Source organism: Phenylobacterium sp. (assembly GCF_030654915.1).
GTDB lineage: Bacteria > Pseudomonadota > Alphaproteobacteria > Caulobacterales > Caulobacteraceae > Phenylobacterium.
In genome coordinates this window covers 17,395-34,835 of record NZ_JAURWM010000261.1, presented here as the reverse complement: position 1 = coordinate 34,835, position 17,441 = coordinate 17,395, and the positions used below count along the sequence as shown (strand labels likewise).

Genomic DNA, 17,441 nt, shown 5'->3' with positions numbered 1-17,441 from the left:
CTGCGCCGCTATGACGAGCTGGGCAAGGTTCAGGGGGCCGAGATGGCGGGCATGGAGACCTATGCCGCTCTGCTGCGCGAACTGATCGCGCGGAAGTCTCAATCGCCTGAGATGAGCCTTTCATCCTAAATCCGCTTTGTGACGACTTGTCGTATGTGCGGTGAATAAATACTGAAATTATACTTGGAATACTAAACTGGTTTACACCAGTTATTCTCGCGAATATCAAACCATCACTGACTAAGTGCGCTGGGGGATCTGCGTAAACAGTTGGGGGCGTGACGGGGCTGCGATGGCGCGGCCGCGAGCGCTCGCGGCTGCCCGCCCGCGAACGACGTCAGGCGACATCTGACCGACATCCCATGGAGAGCGTCATGCCCCGCCACCCCGTCGCCCAGACCCGGGCCATTCGCCGCCGCAGCCTTGGGGGAGTTAGTCTCCTGGCTGTGCTGATCGCAGGTCCGGCCTGCCTGTTCGCGGGCCTCGCGCACGCCGAAGAAGCGGCCGACGAGGCCGGAGCGATCGAGGCGTTCACGGTCGTCGGTCAGCGTCTGGGCTCGGCCAAGGGCATCGAGGCTCAGAAGCAGTCGGAGGTGGTGGCCAACGTCATCTCCGCCGACGACATGGGCAAGCTGCCGGACGCCAATGTGGCCGACGCCCTGGCGCGCGTGCCGGGCGTCAATGTGGTGGTCAGCCAGGAGACCGGGGAGGGCGAGTACGTCACCGTTCGCGGCTTCGCCGGCACCTTCAACGCCTATTCGATCAACGGCGTGCGGGTGGCCCTGACCGATCCGGCCAATCGCAAGATGTCGATGACCCTGCTGCCGCCCAACGGCTTGCAGGCCATCACCGTCTCAAAGACCCTGACCCCGGACATGGACGGCGACGCCATCGGCGGCTCCATCGATTTCCGCACCCCGACCGCCTTCGACTTCCGCAAACCGGTGGTGCGCTTGTTCGGCAGCTACGGGATCAATGACCGCGCCAAGGACCAGGGCGAGTCCGCCGGCAGCGGCCAGCTCCAGGCCGACTTCGCGACGCGCTTCGGCGACATGCAGCAGTTCGGGATCTTCGCCTCGGTCAACTACGGCAAGAGCAACAGCCTCAACGAGGAGAGCGAGAACGACGGCGAATGGGAGCCCTTCCGTTGGCGCAAGGACAGCGAGGAGCCGATCGACGAGCGTTCGATGTACCTGCCGGGCATCGACCTCGACTATCGCCGGGTCCAGCAGACACGCTACGGCGGCAACATCTCGCTCGATTATCGCGGCGATCAGCACGACCTCTACGCGCGCGGCCAATACAGCAGCTTCAAGCGCGTCTCGACCAATGATTACACCGACTTCCGCAGCCGCCCGACCCAGCGTTTGGTGCAGGTCGATGTCGATAACTCCGGCCTGCCGCAGCCGGACACCGTGATCACCGGGGTGGGCGCCAAGGGCCGGATCTACGGCTATACCGCCGGTCAGATCGTGGACCAGGACGGCGATGGCGTGATCACCGACGCCGACCGCGCCAAGGGCTCCTACTGGTCGCTGCAAGGACGCTCAGGCGTCTGGAACCCGCAGGCCTTTCAGTTCGCGCGCACGTTCAACACCCAGGACCAGAACCAGAGCCTGATCACCATCAATGCCGGCGGCCAGAGCCGGTTGGGGCGCCTGACGCTCGACTACGACCTCAGCTACAGCGGCGGTTCGCGGGAGTCTCCGAACGATTACTCGGTTGGCTACAACTGCGACGCCTGCTCCTATCCGTTCAACGCGACCGGCTTGCTCTGGTCATCGGCCGATCCTCGCTTCCCGATGCCGCAGCTTCCGCCGTTCGCCGCCAACGTCGAGCGTGACGACACGTTGTTGCCGTTCGACGGCGCGGGCCTGAGCCGGAACAAGCAGACCGACGACCGCACGGCCGTCAAGTTCGACGCCAAGTACGAGTTGGACGGCGTGGTCGAGTTCGTGCGGGCCGGGGTCAAGATCCTGCGCTCAGAGCGCGACTACAACCATACCCCGATCTGGGACGGCGACTTCTCGGGCACGCCGCTGGACGGCAAGAACCTGGCCCAGTCGGGGCTGGTTGATCGTCAGATCGATCGCGTACTGGGCGGCCGCTACTACTACGGCTCCATCCTTGACCGTGACCGGGTGATCGCCGCGATCCAGGCGGCGCAGAAGGCGACGCCCGCCGACTATTCCACCGCCGATCTGAACGCCGACGACAAGCGTGGGACCGAGACGATCTACGCGGGCTACGCGATGGCCAACATCAAGATCGACGATCTCCAGGTCGTCGCCGGCGCGCGGGTCGAAACCACTGATGTCCATAACGAGTTCTGGGTCGATGACGGCGATGACAGCGCCTTCGGCTCGACCGACCGCGACTACACGGTCTTCTTGCCCAGCGTGACCGCCACTTGGCGTCCGTCGGACCAGTGGGTCTATCGCGGCGCCATCTGGACCAGCTTCTCGCGGCCGGAGTTCGCCTACATCTCGGGCGGACAGAGCGTGGGCCGCGATCCGGTGACCCAGGAGATCATCTCGATCACCCGCGGCAACCCGGACCTGAAGCCCGCCAAGGCGATCAATTTCGACGTCTCGGCCGAGTTCTATCCCGACCGAACCAGCCTCATCTCGGCCGGCGCCTTCTTCAAGACGATCGACAACTTCATCTTCACCAACGGCAGCCAGGTCGACGCCAACACCCAGGAAGGCACGATCGAGATCACCCAGCCGAAAAACGGCGAGAGCGCGAAGATCTACGGGGCCGAGTTCAACCTCATCAAGAGCTTCGAGGGCCTGGGCGCGCCGTTCGACGGCTTCGGCTTCGAGGGCAATGTCACGGTCCAGAAAAGCGAGGCCGAGACTGGGCTCGAGTACCGCAAGGGCCGCCCCATCCCGTTCGTGGGCGCGCCGGAGCTGCTCTACAATGTCTCGCTGACCTATCAAAAATACGGGTTCGAGGCGAAGCTCTCCTACCAGTATCAGGGCTCGTACATCGAGGATCTGCGGGACAACGCCGTCGATAAGTGGGTGCAGCCCAACAAGAGCCTGGACCTCCACACCCGCTATAATATCCGTCCGGGCATGTCGGTGGACTTCGACATTCAGAACATCCTGGATGGCCACCGCTACTACACGACCAAGGGTGAGAACCCATCCTATCAGAAGGACTACATGGAGCCGGGCCGGACCTTCCTGGTCCGCTTCGCCTACGTCCGCTAACCGGTGGATGTGCAGGCGGCCGGATGCCGCCTGCACATCGCCAGTGCCTCAATCCCAGTCTTTCGACTTCTTTCGGCGCGGCGCCAGCAGGCCGGGATAGGGAGCCTTGCCGATCCGGTATTCGCACCAGGCATCGTCCTTCGGACATTCAAAGACGCCATCGAACTGTTTCTTCAGCTTGGGGCTGATGACGGCGTAGGCGGGGCCTTCCTTCGCGCCGGCGGCCAGTTTTTCGTTACAGGCGTCTCGCTCGGCCTTGGTGAGCGAGAGGAAGTCGGCCGAGCGGCAGCCGACCCCGGCCCGCAGAGATCCGCGCGCACCCTCGGTCTCGGGCGTCGCCCCTTCCCGGACCTGCCAGGCGCCGCCGACCGGCTCCGTCCGAGGCGCGATTGGCGCCCTTGATCGCACCGCACTGTGGACCTGTTCGGATGAGCGCTCGCCGACCGGGGGCGGAACGGGTTTCGGCTCAGTCTTCCGCGGCGCCTCGGGCCGCCACGCCGGCGCTAGAACCACGTCGAAAACGGCTTCCTGGGGCGCGGGTTCGTCGGGCGTCGAGACCAGCGCCATGACGACCAGTCCATGCAGAGCGATGGCCAGCAGTACCGCCGCGGAGGATCGCGGACCGGACGTCTTGTGCAAAACTGAACCTTCAAGCGTGACCGTAAGTCCCCGATCTCAATCGAGGGGGCGGGTGCGGCGGGAGTAAGGCGCGCGCATTTCGGTCGCGGGGGAATTGGCAATAATCCGTCACCAAGGCGCCGCGGCGATCAGGACGGAACCGGGGGCCAAGACTGCGGCTTGTCTCAAGGCCTACCGCAACACCCTCAAGGAGGATCGACACGATGATCGAGATCCTGACGTCGCCGGACCATGTGGTCGCCCTGAAGCTCTCGGGGACCCTTAGCGGCGACGACTATGACAAGATCGTCGCCGAACTTGAGGCTAGGCTCGATCGTCATGAACGGATCGGCGTCCTGTTAGACCTCGTGGGCTTCAAGGACTTCACCCTGGAAGCAGGTGCGAAGGACTTACAGTATGGACTGCGGAACCTGTGGCACCTGAAGCGCTTCCCCCGAGAGGCCGTGATCACCGACAAAGAGTGGGTGCGCGCCCTGGCCCGTATCGGCAACCCGATCATACCTCATGTAGAGGTCCGCACCTTCGAGCCGGGGGAGGGTGACATGGCCATGTCCTGGGTCTCTGACATCCTCAGCTAGGCCGGTCGCCCCGTCCAGGATCGTCATCCTCCTGGGCGGGGCCATGACCTATCTAAACTAGGTCAAATCGGTCGGCGTTCATCACCTTCGTCCAGGCGGCCACGAAGTCCTTCACGAACTTCTCCCCGGCGTCCGCAGAGGCGTAGACCTCCGACAAGGCTCGCAGTTGAGAGTTGGAGCCGAAGACCAGATCGGTCCGGGTGGCGGTCCATTTCTCCTCATGCGTATGGCGATCAGTTCCGAGGAACACCTCGTCGCCGTGGCCGTCGATTTCCTTCCAAGCCGTACCCATGTCGAGCAGGTTGACGAAGAAGTCGTTGGTCAAATGGCCCGGCCGGTCGGTCAGCACGCCATGCGTTGAGCCGCCGACGTTGGCCCCCAGCACGCGCAGGCCGCCGACCAGCACGGTCATCTGCGGCGCCGACAGGCGAAGCAGTTGGGCGCGGTCAACCAGCAGTTCTTCGGTCGGAACGTTGAAGGCGACCTGCAAGTAGTTGCGGAAGCCGTCCGCCCTAGGCTCCAACACCGCGAAGCCCTCGACATCGGTCTGTTCCTGCGAGGCGTCGGTGCGCCCGGGAGTGAAGGGAACCTCGAGGTTGTGGCCGACCGCCCGCGCGGCTTTCTCGATCCCGACCGACCCGCCCAGCACCACTAGGTCGGCGATCGACACGGTCTTGGCCCCGTCAAACCCCGCCTTGATGTTCCCATAGGTTTGCAGGACCTTCGCCAGCTTGGCCGGGTCGTTGACCTCCCAGTCCTTCTGCGGCGCCAGGCGGATGCGACCGCCATTGGCGCCCCCGCGGTGGTCGGAGCCGCGATAGGTCGAGGCCGAGGCCCAGGCGGTCGAGACCAGTTCGGCGACAGACAGGTCTGAGGCGGCGATCGTCTCTTTCAGAGCCTTGATGTCGTTCGCGTCGATCACCGGGCCGGTCTGGGCTGGGATCGGATCTTGCCAAATCAGGTCCTCGGCCGGCACTTCCGGGCCGAGGTAGCGCGCCTTCGGACCCATGTCCCGGTGGCAGAGCTTGAACCAAGCACGGGCGAAAGCGTCGGCGAGGTAGGCAGGGTCGTCGCGGAACTTCTCGGAAATCTTGCGGAATTCCGGATCAACCTTCAGAGCCATGTCGGCCGTGGTCATCATGGTCGGCACCCGCCGGTCAGGGCTATGGGCGCCGGGAGCCATGTCTTCCGGCTTTTGGTCTACGGGCTGCCATTGCTTGGCCCCCGCCGGACTGCGGACCAGTTCATACTCATAGTCGAACAGCATGTGGAAGAAGCTGTTGTCCCAGGTGATCGGCGTCGGGGTCCAGGCGCCTTCCAGGCCAGAGGTGATGGTGTGGTCGCCCATCCCGCTCTCGTGGCCGCTCTGCCAGCCCAGGCCCTGCTGAGCGATGTCGGCGCCCTCGGGGGCGGATCCCACCTTGGAGGCGTCGCCGGCGCCGTGCGCCTTACCGAAGGTGTGGCCGCCGGCCGTCAGCGCCACCGTCTCTTCGTCGGTCATGCCCATGCGATGGAAGGTTTCGCGAATGTCGCGGGCCGATTGCAGGGCGTCGGCATTGCCGCCTGGGCCTTCGGGATTGACGTAGATCAGGCCCATCTGGATAGCGGCCAGCGGGTTTTCGAGCGCCATGCCCTTCTCGGGCTGAATGCGGGTCTCGTTGGCTTCGTGGCCGACCCACTGTTCCTCCGTGCCCCAGTAGACGTCACGCTCCGGTTCCCATACGTCGGCCCTGCCGCCGCCGAACCCGAAGATCGGGCCGCCCATGGATTCGATGGCCACGTTGCCGGCCAGGATCATCAGGTCGGCCCAGGATAGGTTGGCGCCATACTTCTGCTTGATCGGCCAGAGCAGGCGCCGCGCCTTGTCGAGGTTGCCGTTGTCGGGCCAGGAGTTGAGCGGCGCGAACCGCTGCTGCCCCGCGCCGGCGCCGCCACGGCCGTCGCCGCTGCGATAGGTGCCGGCACTGTGCCAAGCCATGCGGATGAAGAAGGGACCGTAGTGTCCATAGTCGGCCGGCCACCAGGGCTGGCTGTCGGTCATCAGCGCGACGAGGTCACGCTTCACCGCCTGGTAGTCGAGCTTCTTGAACGCCTCGGCGTAGTTGAAGTCCTCCCCCATCGGGTTGGCGGTCGGAAGGATTTCGAGCGACAGGTGGTTCGGCCACCAATCGCGATTGGTGCGCCCTAGCAGCGATCGCAACGCGGCGGGTTCTTTGCGCGGGTCATTGAGCGGGGTCGCGTCGTCCATGTCGAAGTCCTCCCGTACCTGTGATTTTTGAAACCCTAGGCCCCACATTCGAAGCTGGCCAATGGGAAAACTCTGTTGGGACCATCGAGAATATCAATGACGGTCGCCGGATATCCTCCGGCTGACTACGAACCAAAAGCCAGGCGGGCGCCAGCGTGCCGTGCGGGTTGTGGAAGGCGGTCGGGCTCGGGCGCGGTCCCTGGCCAGGCGCGGGCGAACGGCGCTTGTTCGGCGTCCTCGCGGATTTGTTCTAGCCACGGCGCTACATGACCGGTAACGGCGGGCATGATCGGACCCCACCCCTCAGGCGGCTACATTCTTGACGAACTCGTCGTCGGGATGGTGGCGGAAAAGCATGTCCCCGTCACCGAGGAGCGCATCAGGCGGTTCGCCGAGGCGTCGGACGACTTCAATCCCGTGCACATGGACGAGGCTTTTGCGTCCAAGACCGCCTATCGCGGCCGGGTCGCGCATGGCCTGCTGTCGGCGTCGTTTGGATCTGCGGTGGTCGGTACGATCCTGCCCGGCGCCGGCGCCATCTACCTCGGCCAGACCCTGGCGTTTCATAAGCCGGTGCGAATTGGCGATGTCGTCGTCGCGCGCGTCACCGTTTCGACCATCGATGAGGTCGGCGCGCGGGTGACGCTTCGCTGTGAAGGTTTCGTCGGCGATGACCTGATCATGGACGGCGAGGCGACCGTCCGCGTTCCGCGCCGCCGGCGAGCCCCGAAGGCTTGAGGCGTTCGCCCATGGCGGGCTTCGAACCGGCCTCGCTAACCCTGGGCTAGCGAGGCCTTTTGATCGCGTAGAGAGCCGAGCTAAGCCGTCTAAGACTTCAGGCTGGCGGTGTTGCGCTCGATGCCTTCAATGAGGAGCTGGCGGGCCGCGGCCGCGTCGCCCCAGCCCAGGACCTTGACCCACTTTTGGTCTTCCAGATCCTTGTAGGTCGCGAAGAAGTGCTCGATCTGCTTGAGGGTGATGTCGGGCAGGTCGCCGTATTCCTGCACCCCGTCATAGCGCTTTGTCAGCCAGGAGGAGGGGACCGCCAAAAGCTTCTCGTCGGCGCCGGCCTCGTCTTCCATGAGCAGGACGCCCACCAGCCGGCAGCTGATGATCGATCCCGGCATCAACGCGCGGGTGTTGGCCACGATGACGTCGCAGGGATCGCCGTCACCCGACAGGGTATGCGGTACGAACCCGTAATTTCCAGGATAACGCATCGATGTGTAGAGGAACCGGTCGACGACCAGCGCGCCCGACTTCTTGTCCATCTCGTACTTGATCGGCTCGCCGCCGATCGGAACTTCAATCACCACATTGACGTCGTAGGGCGGGTTTTTGCCAACGAGGACTTCGGCAAGATTCATCGAGGTTGGATTCCGTAGCTTGAGACAAACGAAGTGCAGCGCGCCTTTTGCCGGAGTGCGCGTGACTCAACCAGTGTCTTGTTTGTTTGATCGCCGGCCGAGTAGGCCTGCACTCACCAGCGCTAGCTTTTCGGGCACGCCGTTCACGTAATTCCAGAGCGCGCCGCGCGGAATCCTAGGCGGCCGGCGCCGCTGCGACTTCCTGCAAAACGTCGAAGCCCTCGAACTGCGGGTGGCCCATGTAGAGCGGCTTGTTGTCGCCAGCTCCCTTGTGGGCCATCCGAAAGGCCTCCGATTTGGTCCAGGCCTCGAAGGCCGCCTTGGACGCCCATTGGGAATGAGAGGCGAAGAGGGTGTGGTCCTCACGTTCCGGTCCGCGAAGCAGGCTGAACCCCAAGAATCCTGGGACGGTCTCCAGGTGGCTGTCGCGCGACAACCAGACGGCTTCGAACGCCGCCTCCTGTCCGCGCAGGACTTGGAAACGATTCATCGCGATGAACATGGCGAACTCCTGAGTATCTGAAGCTGTTCTCGGCAGTTTGCCTGCGGCCGCTGATGCATTCCAGTCCCAGCCCGATGACCTTGGCGCGGGCATGGTCTCTCCAGACGGATCAAGCCGCGCCGTCGGAGGGAGCGATCAGCGTGGCGAAGACGGCGCTGACTTGGTCGATGAAAACCTCCCGGTCGCGCCCTTGCAGGGCGACTCCTCGGATCAAGCGCTCCACGAGGAACCCGATGTAGCAGGCCGCGAACACGCGAGCGCGGGCATCGGCGTCCGCTCCGCCAAGCCAGTCACGGATCGGGGCGAGAAAGCGATCCTGAATGACCACGCTCAGGAATGAGGCCGTGGTTGGCGATGTCGCGGCCCGCAGCAGGAACTGGAACCGATGGGTCCGTGCTTCGTCGACGTGGGGGCTGTCGGCCAGCATCGCGGCCACGTCGTGGGCGAAGGTGGCGCGATCCCATTCGCGCAGATCGTCGGATCCGAACGAAGCTTTCAGGGCCTCGATGAATAGGGCTTCCTTGCCGCCAAAGTAGCGTTTGACGAGCGCGACGTCGGCGCCCGCTTCACCGGCTATGTCGCGCAGGGTGCAATCGTAGCCTACGAGCGCGAACTGCTTCTTCGCCGCCTCAAGTATGGCCGCGCGCGTCGCCTCGGCGTCACGTTTGCGAGGTCTTGGTCGATCCAGCATTGCGGGGTCAGTCATCGGCGTCTTGTACCCGAAGAGGGGCTGGCGGTCAGGTCCAAGAGCGGGCCCGGAGCGCGAGCCTGGAGTAAGGGGCCGATAAGTCAATCGCCGTTGACATGCGCGCGGAGTGTGATCAACCTTTGTTCAAAGATCGTCATTACGGCGCGGGCAGCTCACACGGGGCGGGTCGGCGGCGAAAAAGACCGGTCACGACCTGGGAAGGACGCCATGAACATTTCAGCGAAAATACAGGCCGCCGACGCCGCGGCTGAAATCGCAGCCATGCCGCTGGAGAAGCTGAACCCCGCCAACGTGTCGCGTTTCTACAACGACACCATCTGGCCGGTGTTCGAGCGTCTGCGCCGCGAGGACCCTGTCCATTTCACTCCGGAGAGCGAGTACGGTCCATACTGGTCGATCACCAAGTGGAACGACATCATGGCGGTGGACACCGACCATGAGGCGTTCTCGTCGGCCGAGGGCATAACCCTGATCAACCAGGCGGCCATGGCCGAGCAGGAAAAGGTCATGGGCGCGCGCCGTCGCGGGGGCGCAGGTTTCATCACCATGGACGAACCCGACCACGGCCCGGCGCGCAAGGCCGTGAGTCCAACCCTGGCGCCGAGCAACCTGCACGCCATGGCGCCCCAGGTCCGCGAGCGTGCTGGCCAAATCCTAGATTCCCTTCCGATCGGCGAAGAGTTCGACTGGGTCGACCTAGTGTCGAAGGAACTGACGGCCATGACCCTGGCCACCCTGTTCGACTTCCCGTTCGAACAGCGCCGTAAGCTCACCTGGTGGTCGGACATGATCACTAACCAGCCGGGCCACGGGCCGGTGGAAAGCTGGGAGCAGAAGGGCGCGGCGATGTTCGAGTGCTTCAACGCGTTCCAGGAGCTGTGGAATGAGCGGGTCAACGCCGAACCGCGCGGCGATCTGATCTCGATGCTGGCGCATAACCCCGCGACCCGGGACATGCCGCTGGCGACCTACCAGGGCAACGTCGTGCTGCTGATCGTGGGCGGCAACGATACGACGCGAAACACCATTTCCAGCAGCGTCCATGCGCTCAATCAGAACCCGGAGCAGTACGCCAAGCTGCGCGCCAACCCCGAGCTGATCCTGCCGATGGTTTCGGAAACGATTCGCTGGCAGACGCCGCTGGCCCATATGGCCCGGGTGGCGACGCGCGACGTCGAACTGGGCGGCAAGACCATCAAGAAGGGCGACCGGGTCGCCATGTGGTACATCTCGGGCAACCGCGACGAAGAGGTCGTCGATCGTCCCAATGAGTTCATCATCGATCGCGAGCGGCCCCGCCAGCACATGTCGTTCGGCTTCGGCGTCCACCGCTGCGTCGGCAACCGCGTGGCCGAGATGCAGCTGACCATCATCTGGGAAGAAATCCTGAAGCGCTTCCCGGAGATCAAGGTGGTGGGTGATCCGCTCCTGAACTGGTCAGCCTTCGTGCATGGCTACGAAAGCCTGCCGGTGATCATTCCGCGCCGGACCTAGGGGCCGGTTCTTTCACGCTCAGATACCTGCGCGCGGGGCGACCCGCGCGCGCCATGAGAGGCGACGATGCCTACTGATCCTGTTGACGCCGAAGCGATCGAAAAGAGCCTGGAGATCGCCGCTGAGCGTGGAGGAGACCTCACGCCGGTGGTCTATGAGCGGCTGTTTCAACGGCATCCGGACATGAAGCTGCTGTTCTGGCGCGACAAGAACGGCGCGATCAAGGGCGAGATGCTGATGCGGACGTTCGAGGCGATCCTCGATTTCATTGGACCCCGGCAGTTCGCCGACCATCTGATCAAGACCGAGGTCGTCAACCACGCCGGCTACGATGTTCCGCCGGACGTGTTCGCCACGTTCTTTGGTCTCGTCGCCGAAGTCGTGCAGGAAGCGTGCGGCCCCGACCTGTCGCCGGCCATGTCGGCGGCCTGGCGGCGGACCCTGGCCGACCTCGATAGCTACGTCGTGCATCCCGACCGGATCACCGCCTAGCAGGATCGATGCTCTATTCAGGCAGATCGAGATGGGGGACGTCGGGCGAGCCTTCCTCGCGATCGCGATAGAGCGCCGCTCTCACCAGCAGCATCAGGGTGATCGGGGTGGTCAAGCTCAGGAAGACGCCGATGAGCACCTCGTGCAGCACCGGGCGCGATTGCGACACTGAGAAGTAGGCGATCGATCCGGCGAGGATGCAAAAGGCCCCGAGCGTGGTCCCGAGCGTCGGCGCATGGACACGTTTGTAGAAGCTGTTGAGATGCAACAGGCCAAACGAGCCGGTGAAGGCCAGAAGCGCGCCCAGCAGCAGAAGCGCGGAGACGAGGATGGACGCCCACAGAGGTAGTTCGGCCAGGGGCGTCACTCGATCACCTCGCCGCGCATGAGGAACTTCGACAAGGCGACGGTGCCGGCGAAGCCCAGTAGCGCGATAATCAGGCTGGCTTCGAAGTAGAGGGCGCTGCCGGTTCGAACGCCGATCGTCACCAGCAGCAGCATGCCGTTGACATAGAAGGTGTCGAGACCCAGCACGCGATCCTGCGCGCGCGGGCCGCGCATCATGCGGACGAGCGCAAAGCTCATGGCTAGAACCAAGAGGATCTGGGCCAAGATCACCGCGGCGCCCAAGAGGGTGGTGCTCATTCGAATATCTCCAGGAGCAGGCCTTCGTAGCGATCGCCGATGGTGCGGATCCAGGTCTCCTCGTCCACCAGGTCAAGGACATGGATCAGCAAGACGCCGTGGTTGGCGTCGTAGTTCACCCAGATGGTGCCGGGCGTCGAGGTGATGATGCAGGCCAGCACGGCCAGGCCATAGTGATCGGTTAGTCGCAGGGGCAACGTGACGAAGCCCGAATTCACGGCGCGGCTTCGGCCTAGGATGATGAGCTTGGCGACGGCGTAGTTCGATCGCACGACGTCCAGCCCCACCCGGCAGCCGAGCAGCAGGAGCTTGTGCGGATTACTCAGGCGAAGCCTTGGGGGCGACAGGCGCTGGAATACCTTGGCGAGGCCAACGGCCAGTACGGCGCCGACCACGAATTGCCCCGGCGCCAGCGTTTGGTTGAGAAGCATCCAGATGACCACAAGGCACATCGAGAGGCCCGGATACGGCAGCCAGCGTCTCATGGCCGGGGCCCCTGGGGGAGCACGCCAGAGACATAGGTGCTCGCAGAGTGAACCTGGTCGGCGACCCCGCGCATGTAACTGATAGGGCCTTCGGCGACGAATGTGAGGATCAGGCATACGCCGAGGAGGCCCAGGACCGGCGCGATCTCGTAGAGTCGGACCGTCGGAAATTTCCGGTCCGGATCAGCCCAGAAAATCTGGATCCCGGCGCGAACCATGGCGATCAAAGCGCACAGGCTCGACAGGATGATCAGGGCGAACAGGACCACGCCGCTCCCTGGGATCGGCGGTCGCGCTTGCGCGTCGAGCATCGGGGAGAGCATCGCAAACTTGGCCAAGAAGCCGGAAAAAGGCGGCAGTCCGGCGACCATCAAGGTGCAAGCCAGGAACGCGGCGCTGAGCACCGCGGCGGGCGCCGAGATCGAGACAATCCTCTCGTCTTCCTCCGAAAACAGCGGGGCGTTGTTGGGGTTGTAGGCTTCCAGCACCTGGACGTCGTCAATCTCGTCGTCGCCGTCAGGTGCGATAACGCCCGCCAGCAGGAAGAAGGCGGCCGCGCCCAGCGTGGAGGCGATGAGATAGAACATGGCCCCGGTGGTGACGGCGGGATCGCCGAAACCGACCGCGCCCAGCAGCGTCCCGGCTGAAACCAAGAGGCTATAGCCGGCGATCTGGCCCAGATCCTTGGCCGCGAGCATGCCGATCATGCCGACGACGAGGGTCGCGGCGCCGCCAATCATCAGCCACTGATCACCGAAGCCGGCCGACGGCCCAGCCTCGTCGCCAAAAAGCAGCAGGCTCAGGCGGAGCAGGACGTAGATCCCGAGCTTGGTCATGATCGTGAACATCGCCGCGACCGGTGGGGCGGCGGCGTCGTAGGTGCGGGGCAACCAGAAGCCGAGCGGCCACATCGCCGCCTTGACGAGGAAGGCGACGCCCAGGATCGCCGCCCCAGCGTGGAGGAGGTTGCGTGTGTTCTCGGGCACCTTGGGGATCTGCTCAGCCAGGGCGGCCATGTTGAGCGTGCCCGTGACGCCGAAGATCAGGCTGACCCCGATGAGAAACAGCATCGAGGCGACCAGGTTGATCACGATGTAGTGCAGGCCGGCCCCGACGCGCCTTGGGCCTGAACCGTGCATCGCCAAGCCGTAGGACGCGGCGAGCAACACTTCGAAAAACACGAAGAGATTGAACAAGTCGCCGGTCAGGAAGGCGCCGTTGAGGCCCATCAGCAAAAACTGGAAGAGCGGATGGAAGTGAGGGCCTATCCGCGCCCACCGTCTTAGCGAGAACTGCAGGGTCGCCAGGCCAAGGACGGCCGTCAGCGTCACCATCACAGCCGAGAGCCGGTCGGCGACCAGGACAATGGCGAAGGGCGCGGCCCAGTCGCCAATCCGGTAGACACCTCCGAGGGAGCCGCCGCCCGGCGGGTCGCCCGCCATGCGGAGCAGGGCGATTGATATTCCCAACAGGGTGACACATGAGGCCAAGCCCAGGGCTGACTTCAGGCCTGGGCGCCGGTCCCCGACGAGCAATTGAATCGCTCCGACCAGCAGGGGCAGGATGATCGGAGCAACGAGGAGGTGGGCGCTCATGGCGTGCCGTCCTCGCCATCGACATGGTCCACACCGGTCAGGCCCCGGGAGGCGAGCAAGACGACCAGGAAGAGCGCCGTGGTCGCGAAACTGATGACGATCGCCGTCAGCACCAAGGCCTGGGGCAGTGGGTCGGCGTAGCGCGCGGGGTCGGTCGCTCCAGCCTTCAGCACCGGGTCCGCGCCGACCCTAAGGCCCCCGGTGGAGAAGATGAACAGGTTCACCGCATATGAGATCAGGGTCAGGCCAATGATCACCTGAAAGGTGCGCGGCCGCAGGATCAGCCAGATCCCGGAAGCCGAAAGCACGCCGATCGCCGCGGCCAGGACAAGCTCCATCAGCGTTCTCCAGCTGGTTCGGAGGGGCGCGTGTCGGCGCTTGGCGCTGCGAGGCGGGGACGTCGCAATGACTGGTGAGCCAGGGCGATCAAAATGAGCGAGGTCGCTCCCACCACCAGCATCAGAACCCCCAGATCAAACAGCACCGCCGTGGCCAGGGGGATGCGCCCGAACACCGGGAGGTCGAGATAGCGGAAGTAGGCGGTGAGGAAGGGATAGCCGAACAGCAGGGAGCCCAAGCCCGTGCCGGTGGCCGTGAGCAGGCCAAGGCCGATCCAGCGGACCGGGGCCACGCGAAGCCGGGATTCCACCCAGCGGGCGCCGCCGGCCATGTAGAGCAGGATCAGCCCCACTGAGATGGTGATCCCGGCAGCGAAGCCGCCACCTGGCAGATCGTGCCCGCGAAGGAACAGGTGTAGTCCGAACAGCAGGATGACCGGGAACATCAACTGGATGATCAAGCCCGGAATCATCAGGTAGCTGGTCAGGGTGTGCCCTGCGCTACGGTCGGGCGCCTGTTCATCGGCCGCATTCTGATAACGCTGCTGAGCAGGGGCGCCGACGCTCTCAGCGCTGGGCCGAAAGCGTCTTAGCAAGGCGAAAACGGTCAAGGCGACGATGGCCAGGACAGTGATCTCCCCCAGGGTGTCGAATGCTCGGAAATCGACGAGGAGGACGTTGACGACGTTGCGTCCCCCGCCCTCGGAATAGGCGCGTTCCAGGAAGAAGCGCGAGATGGAGTTCTCGACCGGGTGCATCATCACGCCATAGGCCAGCGTGGCCAGGCCTAGCCCCGCGGCTATGGCGATCACCGCGTCCCGACGCCGCCGGAACCGCGCCAAGCGATCGCTCGCTGGCGTCTGGACCTCGATCCGGCGCGGCAGCCAGCGCAAACCCAGCAGGATGAGGATGGTCGTAACGACCTCGACCAGCAGCTGGGTGGCGGCCAGGTCGGGCGCGGAGAGCCAGACGAAACTGATGCAGGAGACCAGCCCAGCTCCCCCCGTGAGGATAAGCGCGGCCAGGCGATGGAACTTGGCCAGCACCGCCGCGCCCGCCGCGCACGCGCCGCCCAGGACCCATAGCAGCGCAAAGGCCGGATCGATGCTCGACCAGCGGAGGGGCTCAAGGGCGGCGGGCGAACCGCCGACCGCCAGCGCCGCCGCCAAAAGCGCCGCCAGGATGATCATGAGGATCTGCGGCTGTAGCCGCTGGCTCGGGAAACCGCGCTCCAACCGTCGAGGCGCGGTCTTGGCGAGTAGCCTCAGCAGGCGCTCAAAGATGGCCTTGCCGCTCAGCCCGCCGGTAAGCGGAGCGCGGTCTTGACGGGCCATCCAGCGGCGGCGGGTCAAGTAGAGCAACGTGCCCGCCGCGAGGGTCACGACGCTCATCAGCAGCGCCGGCGTGAAGCCATGCCATACCGCCAAGCTATAGCTTGGGGTCTGGGCCCCAAGCACCGAGACGGACGCGGCGTGCAGGAGCGGGCCGATCACGGGCGTGGGGAACATGCCGACCAGGATGCAGGCCGCCACCAGGAATCCGATCGGCAGCAGCATCCAGCGGGGCGGCTCGTGAGGTTGCCTTGGCAAGCTCTCGGGAACGGGGCCGAAAAAGACGCCGACGACTAGACGTAGGGCGTAGGTGACGCCGAAGGCGCTCGCGATCACCGCCGCCAAGGTGGGAACAAGGTCCAGCGCCGACCCCCAATGGGCCACCAGGGTTTCCTCGAAGAACATCTCCTTGGACAGGAAGCCGTTCAGAAGCGGCACGCCGGCCATGGCGGCGCTGGCGATTATGGCCAAGGTCGCCGTGACGGGCATGAAGCGGCGCAGGCCGCCTAGCCGCCGTAGATCGCGGGTTCCAGCTTCGTGGTCGATCGCGCCCGCGGCCATGAACAGCGAGGCCTTGAACGTCGCGTGGTTGACGATGTGGAAGATCGCCGCGACGCAGGCCAGCGGACTGCCCATGCCGAGAAGTAGCGTGATCAGGCCCAGATGGCTGATGGTCGAATAGGCCAGGATGCCCTTCAGGTCCTGTTGGAACATGGCGAAATAGGCGCCCAGGACGAGAGTCACGAGCCCCGCAGTTCCGACGAGCCAGAACCATTCGGGCGTGCCGGACAACACCGGCCAGAAGCGCACGAGCAGGAAGACGCCGGCCTTCACCATGGTGGCCGAATGCAGATAGGCCGAGACCGGAGTCGGAGCCGACATCGCGTGCGGCAGCCAGAAGTGGAACGGAAACTGCGCGCTCTTGGTGAACGCGCCTAGCAGGATGAGGACCAGGGCGGGCTCGTAGAGCCAATGGGTGCGGATGAGATCGCCGGAGGCGAGAATGACGTCGAGGTCATAGCTGCCGACGATCCGCCCGACGACGAGCATCCCCGCCAACAGGCAAAGCCCGCCGGCCGAGGTTACGATCAGCGCCATTCGCGCACCCTCACGGGCCGCCGTGCCGTGGTGCCAGTAGCCGATCAGGAGGAAGGAGAAGAGGCTGGTCAGCTCCCAGAAGAAGACCAACTGGATGACGTTTCCGGCCATGACGATGCCGAGCATCGATCCCATGAAGGCCAGAAGAAAAGAGAAGAAGCGCGGGACTGGGTCGTCTGGCGACATGTAATAGCGAGCGTAAATCCCAACGAGCGCTCCGATGCCGCAGATCAGCATCAGGAACAGCCAGGTGAAACCATCCACCCTGAGCGTTAGGTTCAGGCCCAGGCTCGGAACCCAACTGATCACATGGTGAACAACCCCGCCGCCCGTGATCGAGGGATACAGCAGAACCGCCAGGAGTAGGGTGGCCAGGGCGACGCCCGTCGCAAGCCAAGCGGCGAGATTGCGGGCGTTGGCGCGCATGAAGAGCGCAGCAAGGCTTGCCGCGAAAGGAAGGCCGACGATGGTGATGAGCATCACGTCGTACGGCATCGCCGTCCGGGTTCCTTCCTGGGATGATCGAGGCGTCAGTATGGGAGGCGCAGGGATGAGCCGCCCTATTTTCCCGGACAGATCGATTCATTTCAAGGGTTGATCGCCTGTGCCCGTAAAGGAAAATAGAGGGACAGGGACGCCGGGCCGATGGTGTTCGCTGGTGGTGATTAGTAACGCGTTGAAGATATCTCGGTAGGTTTCGAT

At 64.4% G+C, this 17,441-nt stretch carries 16 protein-coding genes; 5 read left to right on the top strand and 11 right to left on the bottom strand.

Translation table 11 applies throughout. The annotated features are described in order from the left end of the window. Positions 1 to 374: 374 nt before the first annotated feature. Entirely contained in the window at positions 375 to 3,218 is a 2,844-nt protein-coding gene (locus Q7T84_RS13650) for a TonB-dependent receptor (protein ID WP_304809818.1), read from the top strand. Between the two features lie 48 nt (positions 3,219 to 3,266). Here Q7T84_RS13650 and Q7T84_RS13645 read toward each other — a convergent pair whose 3' ends face one another. Continuing rightward, a complete protein-coding gene (locus tag Q7T84_RS13645) occupies positions 3,267 to 3,857 on the bottom strand; it encodes a hypothetical protein (protein WP_304809816.1) in 591 nt (196 codons plus the stop codon). Positions 3,858 to 4,060: 203 nt separating this feature from the next. Here Q7T84_RS13645 and Q7T84_RS13640 point away from each other — a divergent pair, with 203 nt between their 5' ends. Continuing rightward, complete coding sequence (locus Q7T84_RS13640) at positions 4,061 to 4,435, top strand: STAS/SEC14 domain-containing protein (protein ID WP_304809814.1); 375 nt, start codon at positions 4,061 to 4,063, stop codon at positions 4,433 to 4,435. 52 nt (positions 4,436 to 4,487) lie between these two features. Here the strand turns inward: Q7T84_RS13640 and katG are convergent, their stop codons facing one another. Further along, positions 4,488 to 6,683, bottom strand: a complete 2,196-nt coding sequence (gene katG / locus Q7T84_RS13635) for a catalase/peroxidase HPI (RefSeq protein ID WP_304809812.1) — start codon at positions 6,681 to 6,683, stop codon at positions 4,488 to 4,490. A 285-nt stretch (positions 6,684 to 6,968) separates the two neighbouring features. Here katG and Q7T84_RS13630 point away from each other — a divergent pair, with 285 nt between their 5' ends. Continuing rightward, positions 6,969 to 7,421, top strand: a complete 453-nt coding sequence (locus Q7T84_RS13630) for a MaoC family dehydratase (protein ID WP_304809810.1) — start codon at positions 6,969 to 6,971, stop codon at positions 7,419 to 7,421. 89 nt (positions 7,422 to 7,510) lie between these two features. On the opposite strand, the gene ppa is transcribed toward Q7T84_RS13630, so the two are convergent. The 3 genes from ppa to Q7T84_RS13615 form a co-directional block, all read right to left on the bottom strand. Continuing rightward, positions 7,511 to 8,050: an inorganic diphosphatase gene (gene ppa, locus Q7T84_RS13625; protein ID WP_304809807.1), complete on the bottom strand. Its 540-nt coding sequence runs from the start codon at positions 8,048 to 8,050 to the stop codon at positions 7,511 to 7,513. A 175-nt stretch (positions 8,051 to 8,225) separates the two neighbouring features. Then, positions 8,226 to 8,552 carry an antibiotic biosynthesis monooxygenase gene (locus Q7T84_RS13620; protein ID WP_304809805.1) on the bottom strand — a complete coding sequence of 109 codons (327 nt, stop codon included), beginning with the start codon at positions 8,550 to 8,552 and terminating at the stop codon, positions 8,226 to 8,228. A gap of 109 nt (positions 8,553 to 8,661) precedes the next feature. Next, the gene (locus Q7T84_RS13615) at positions 8,662 to 9,258 is read right to left on the bottom strand and encodes a TetR/AcrR family transcriptional regulator (RefSeq protein ID WP_304809803.1); all 597 of its coding nucleotides are present in this window, start codon (positions 9,256 to 9,258) and stop codon (positions 8,662 to 8,664) included. A gap of 210 nt (positions 9,259 to 9,468) precedes the next feature. Here Q7T84_RS13615 and Q7T84_RS13610 point away from each other — a divergent pair, with 210 nt between their 5' ends. Both Q7T84_RS13610 and Q7T84_RS13605 read left to right on the top strand, forming a co-directional pair. After that, positions 9,469 to 10,755, top strand: a complete 1,287-nt coding sequence (locus Q7T84_RS13610; protein WP_304809801.1) for a cytochrome P450 — start codon at positions 9,469 to 9,471, stop codon at positions 10,753 to 10,755. 66 nt (positions 10,756 to 10,821) lie between these two features. Further along, complete coding sequence (locus Q7T84_RS13605; protein ID WP_304809799.1) at positions 10,822 to 11,247, top strand: globin; 426 nt, start codon at positions 10,822 to 10,824, stop codon at positions 11,245 to 11,247. 13 nt (positions 11,248 to 11,260) lie between these two features. On the opposite strand, the gene mnhG is transcribed toward Q7T84_RS13605, so the two are convergent. From mnhG to Q7T84_RS13575, 6 genes are read right to left on the bottom strand one after another with little or no spacing between them, the layout of a single operon-like run. Continuing rightward, a complete protein-coding gene (mnhG, locus tag Q7T84_RS13600) occupies positions 11,261 to 11,614 on the bottom strand; it encodes a monovalent cation/H(+) antiporter subunit G (protein WP_304809798.1) in 354 nt (117 codons plus the stop codon). After that, positions 11,611 to 11,892 carry a K+/H+ antiporter subunit F gene (locus Q7T84_RS13595; protein WP_304809796.1) on the bottom strand — a complete coding sequence of 94 codons (282 nt, stop codon included), beginning with the start codon at positions 11,890 to 11,892 and terminating at the stop codon, positions 11,611 to 11,613. The genes mnhG and Q7T84_RS13595 overlap by 4 nt, the downstream gene beginning before the upstream one ends. Further along, complete coding sequence (locus tag Q7T84_RS13590) at positions 11,889 to 12,377, bottom strand: Na+/H+ antiporter subunit E (protein ID WP_304809794.1); 489 nt, start codon at positions 12,375 to 12,377, stop codon at positions 11,889 to 11,891. Before Q7T84_RS13590 ends, Q7T84_RS13595 begins: the two co-directional genes overlap by 4 nt. Continuing rightward, entirely contained in the window at positions 12,374 to 13,972 is a 1,599-nt protein-coding gene (locus Q7T84_RS13585; RefSeq protein WP_304809792.1) for a monovalent cation/H+ antiporter subunit D, read from the bottom strand. Before Q7T84_RS13585 ends, Q7T84_RS13590 begins: the two co-directional genes overlap by 4 nt. Continuing rightward, a complete protein-coding gene (locus tag Q7T84_RS13580) occupies positions 13,969 to 14,310 on the bottom strand; it encodes a Na+/H+ antiporter subunit C (RefSeq protein ID WP_304809790.1) in 342 nt (113 codons plus the stop codon). The genes Q7T84_RS13585 and Q7T84_RS13580 overlap by 4 nt, the downstream gene beginning before the upstream one ends. Continuing rightward, positions 14,310 to 17,234, bottom strand: a complete 2,925-nt coding sequence (locus Q7T84_RS13575; RefSeq protein WP_304809788.1) for a monovalent cation/H+ antiporter subunit A — start codon at positions 17,232 to 17,234, stop codon at positions 14,310 to 14,312. The genes Q7T84_RS13580 and Q7T84_RS13575 overlap by 1 nt, the downstream gene beginning before the upstream one ends. Positions 17,235 to 17,441: the final 207 nt, after the last annotated feature.

Coding starts and splice junctions, on each gene's coding strand:
- Q7T84_RS13650 (WP_304809818.1), top strand. CDS start 375: ATGCCCCGCCACCCCGTCGCCCAGACCCGGGCCATTCGCCGCCGCAGC.
- Q7T84_RS13640 (WP_304809814.1), top strand. CDS start 4,061: ATGATCGAGATCCTGACGTCGCCGGACCATGTGGTCGCCCTGAAGCTC.
- katG (WP_304809812.1), bottom strand. CDS start 6,683: ATGGACGACGCGACCCCGCTCAATGACCCGCGCAAAGAACCCGCCGCG.
- Q7T84_RS13630 (WP_304809810.1), top strand. CDS start 6,969: ATGATCGGACCCCACCCCTCAGGCGGCTACATTCTTGACGAACTCGTC.
- ppa (WP_304809807.1), bottom strand. CDS start 8,050: ATGAATCTTGCCGAAGTCCTCGTTGGCAAAAACCCGCCCTACGACGTC.
- Q7T84_RS13620 (WP_304809805.1), bottom strand. CDS start 8,552: ATGTTCATCGCGATGAATCGTTTCCAAGTCCTGCGCGGACAGGAGGCG.
- Q7T84_RS13615 (WP_304809803.1), bottom strand. CDS start 9,258: ATGACTGACCCCGCAATGCTGGATCGACCAAGACCTCGCAAACGTGAC.
- Q7T84_RS13610 (WP_304809801.1), top strand. CDS start 9,469: ATGAACATTTCAGCGAAAATACAGGCCGCCGACGCCGCGGCTGAAATC.
- Q7T84_RS13605 (WP_304809799.1), top strand. CDS start 10,822: ATGCCTACTGATCCTGTTGACGCCGAAGCGATCGAAAAGAGCCTGGAG.
- Q7T84_RS13595 (WP_304809796.1), bottom strand. CDS start 11,892: ATGAGCACCACCCTCTTGGGCGCCGCGGTGATCTTGGCCCAGATCCTC.
- Q7T84_RS13590 (WP_304809794.1), bottom strand. CDS start 12,377: ATGAGACGCTGGCTGCCGTATCCGGGCCTCTCGATGTGCCTTGTGGTC.
- Q7T84_RS13585 (WP_304809792.1), bottom strand. CDS start 13,972: ATGAGCGCCCACCTCCTCGTTGCTCCGATCATCCTGCCCCTGCTGGTC.
- Q7T84_RS13580 (WP_304809790.1), bottom strand. CDS start 14,310: ATGGAGCTTGTCCTGGCCGCGGCGATCGGCGTGCTTTCGGCTTCCGGG.
- Q7T84_RS13575 (WP_304809788.1), bottom strand. CDS start 17,234: ATGCCGTACGACGTGATGCTCATCACCATCGTCGGCCTTCCTTTCGCG.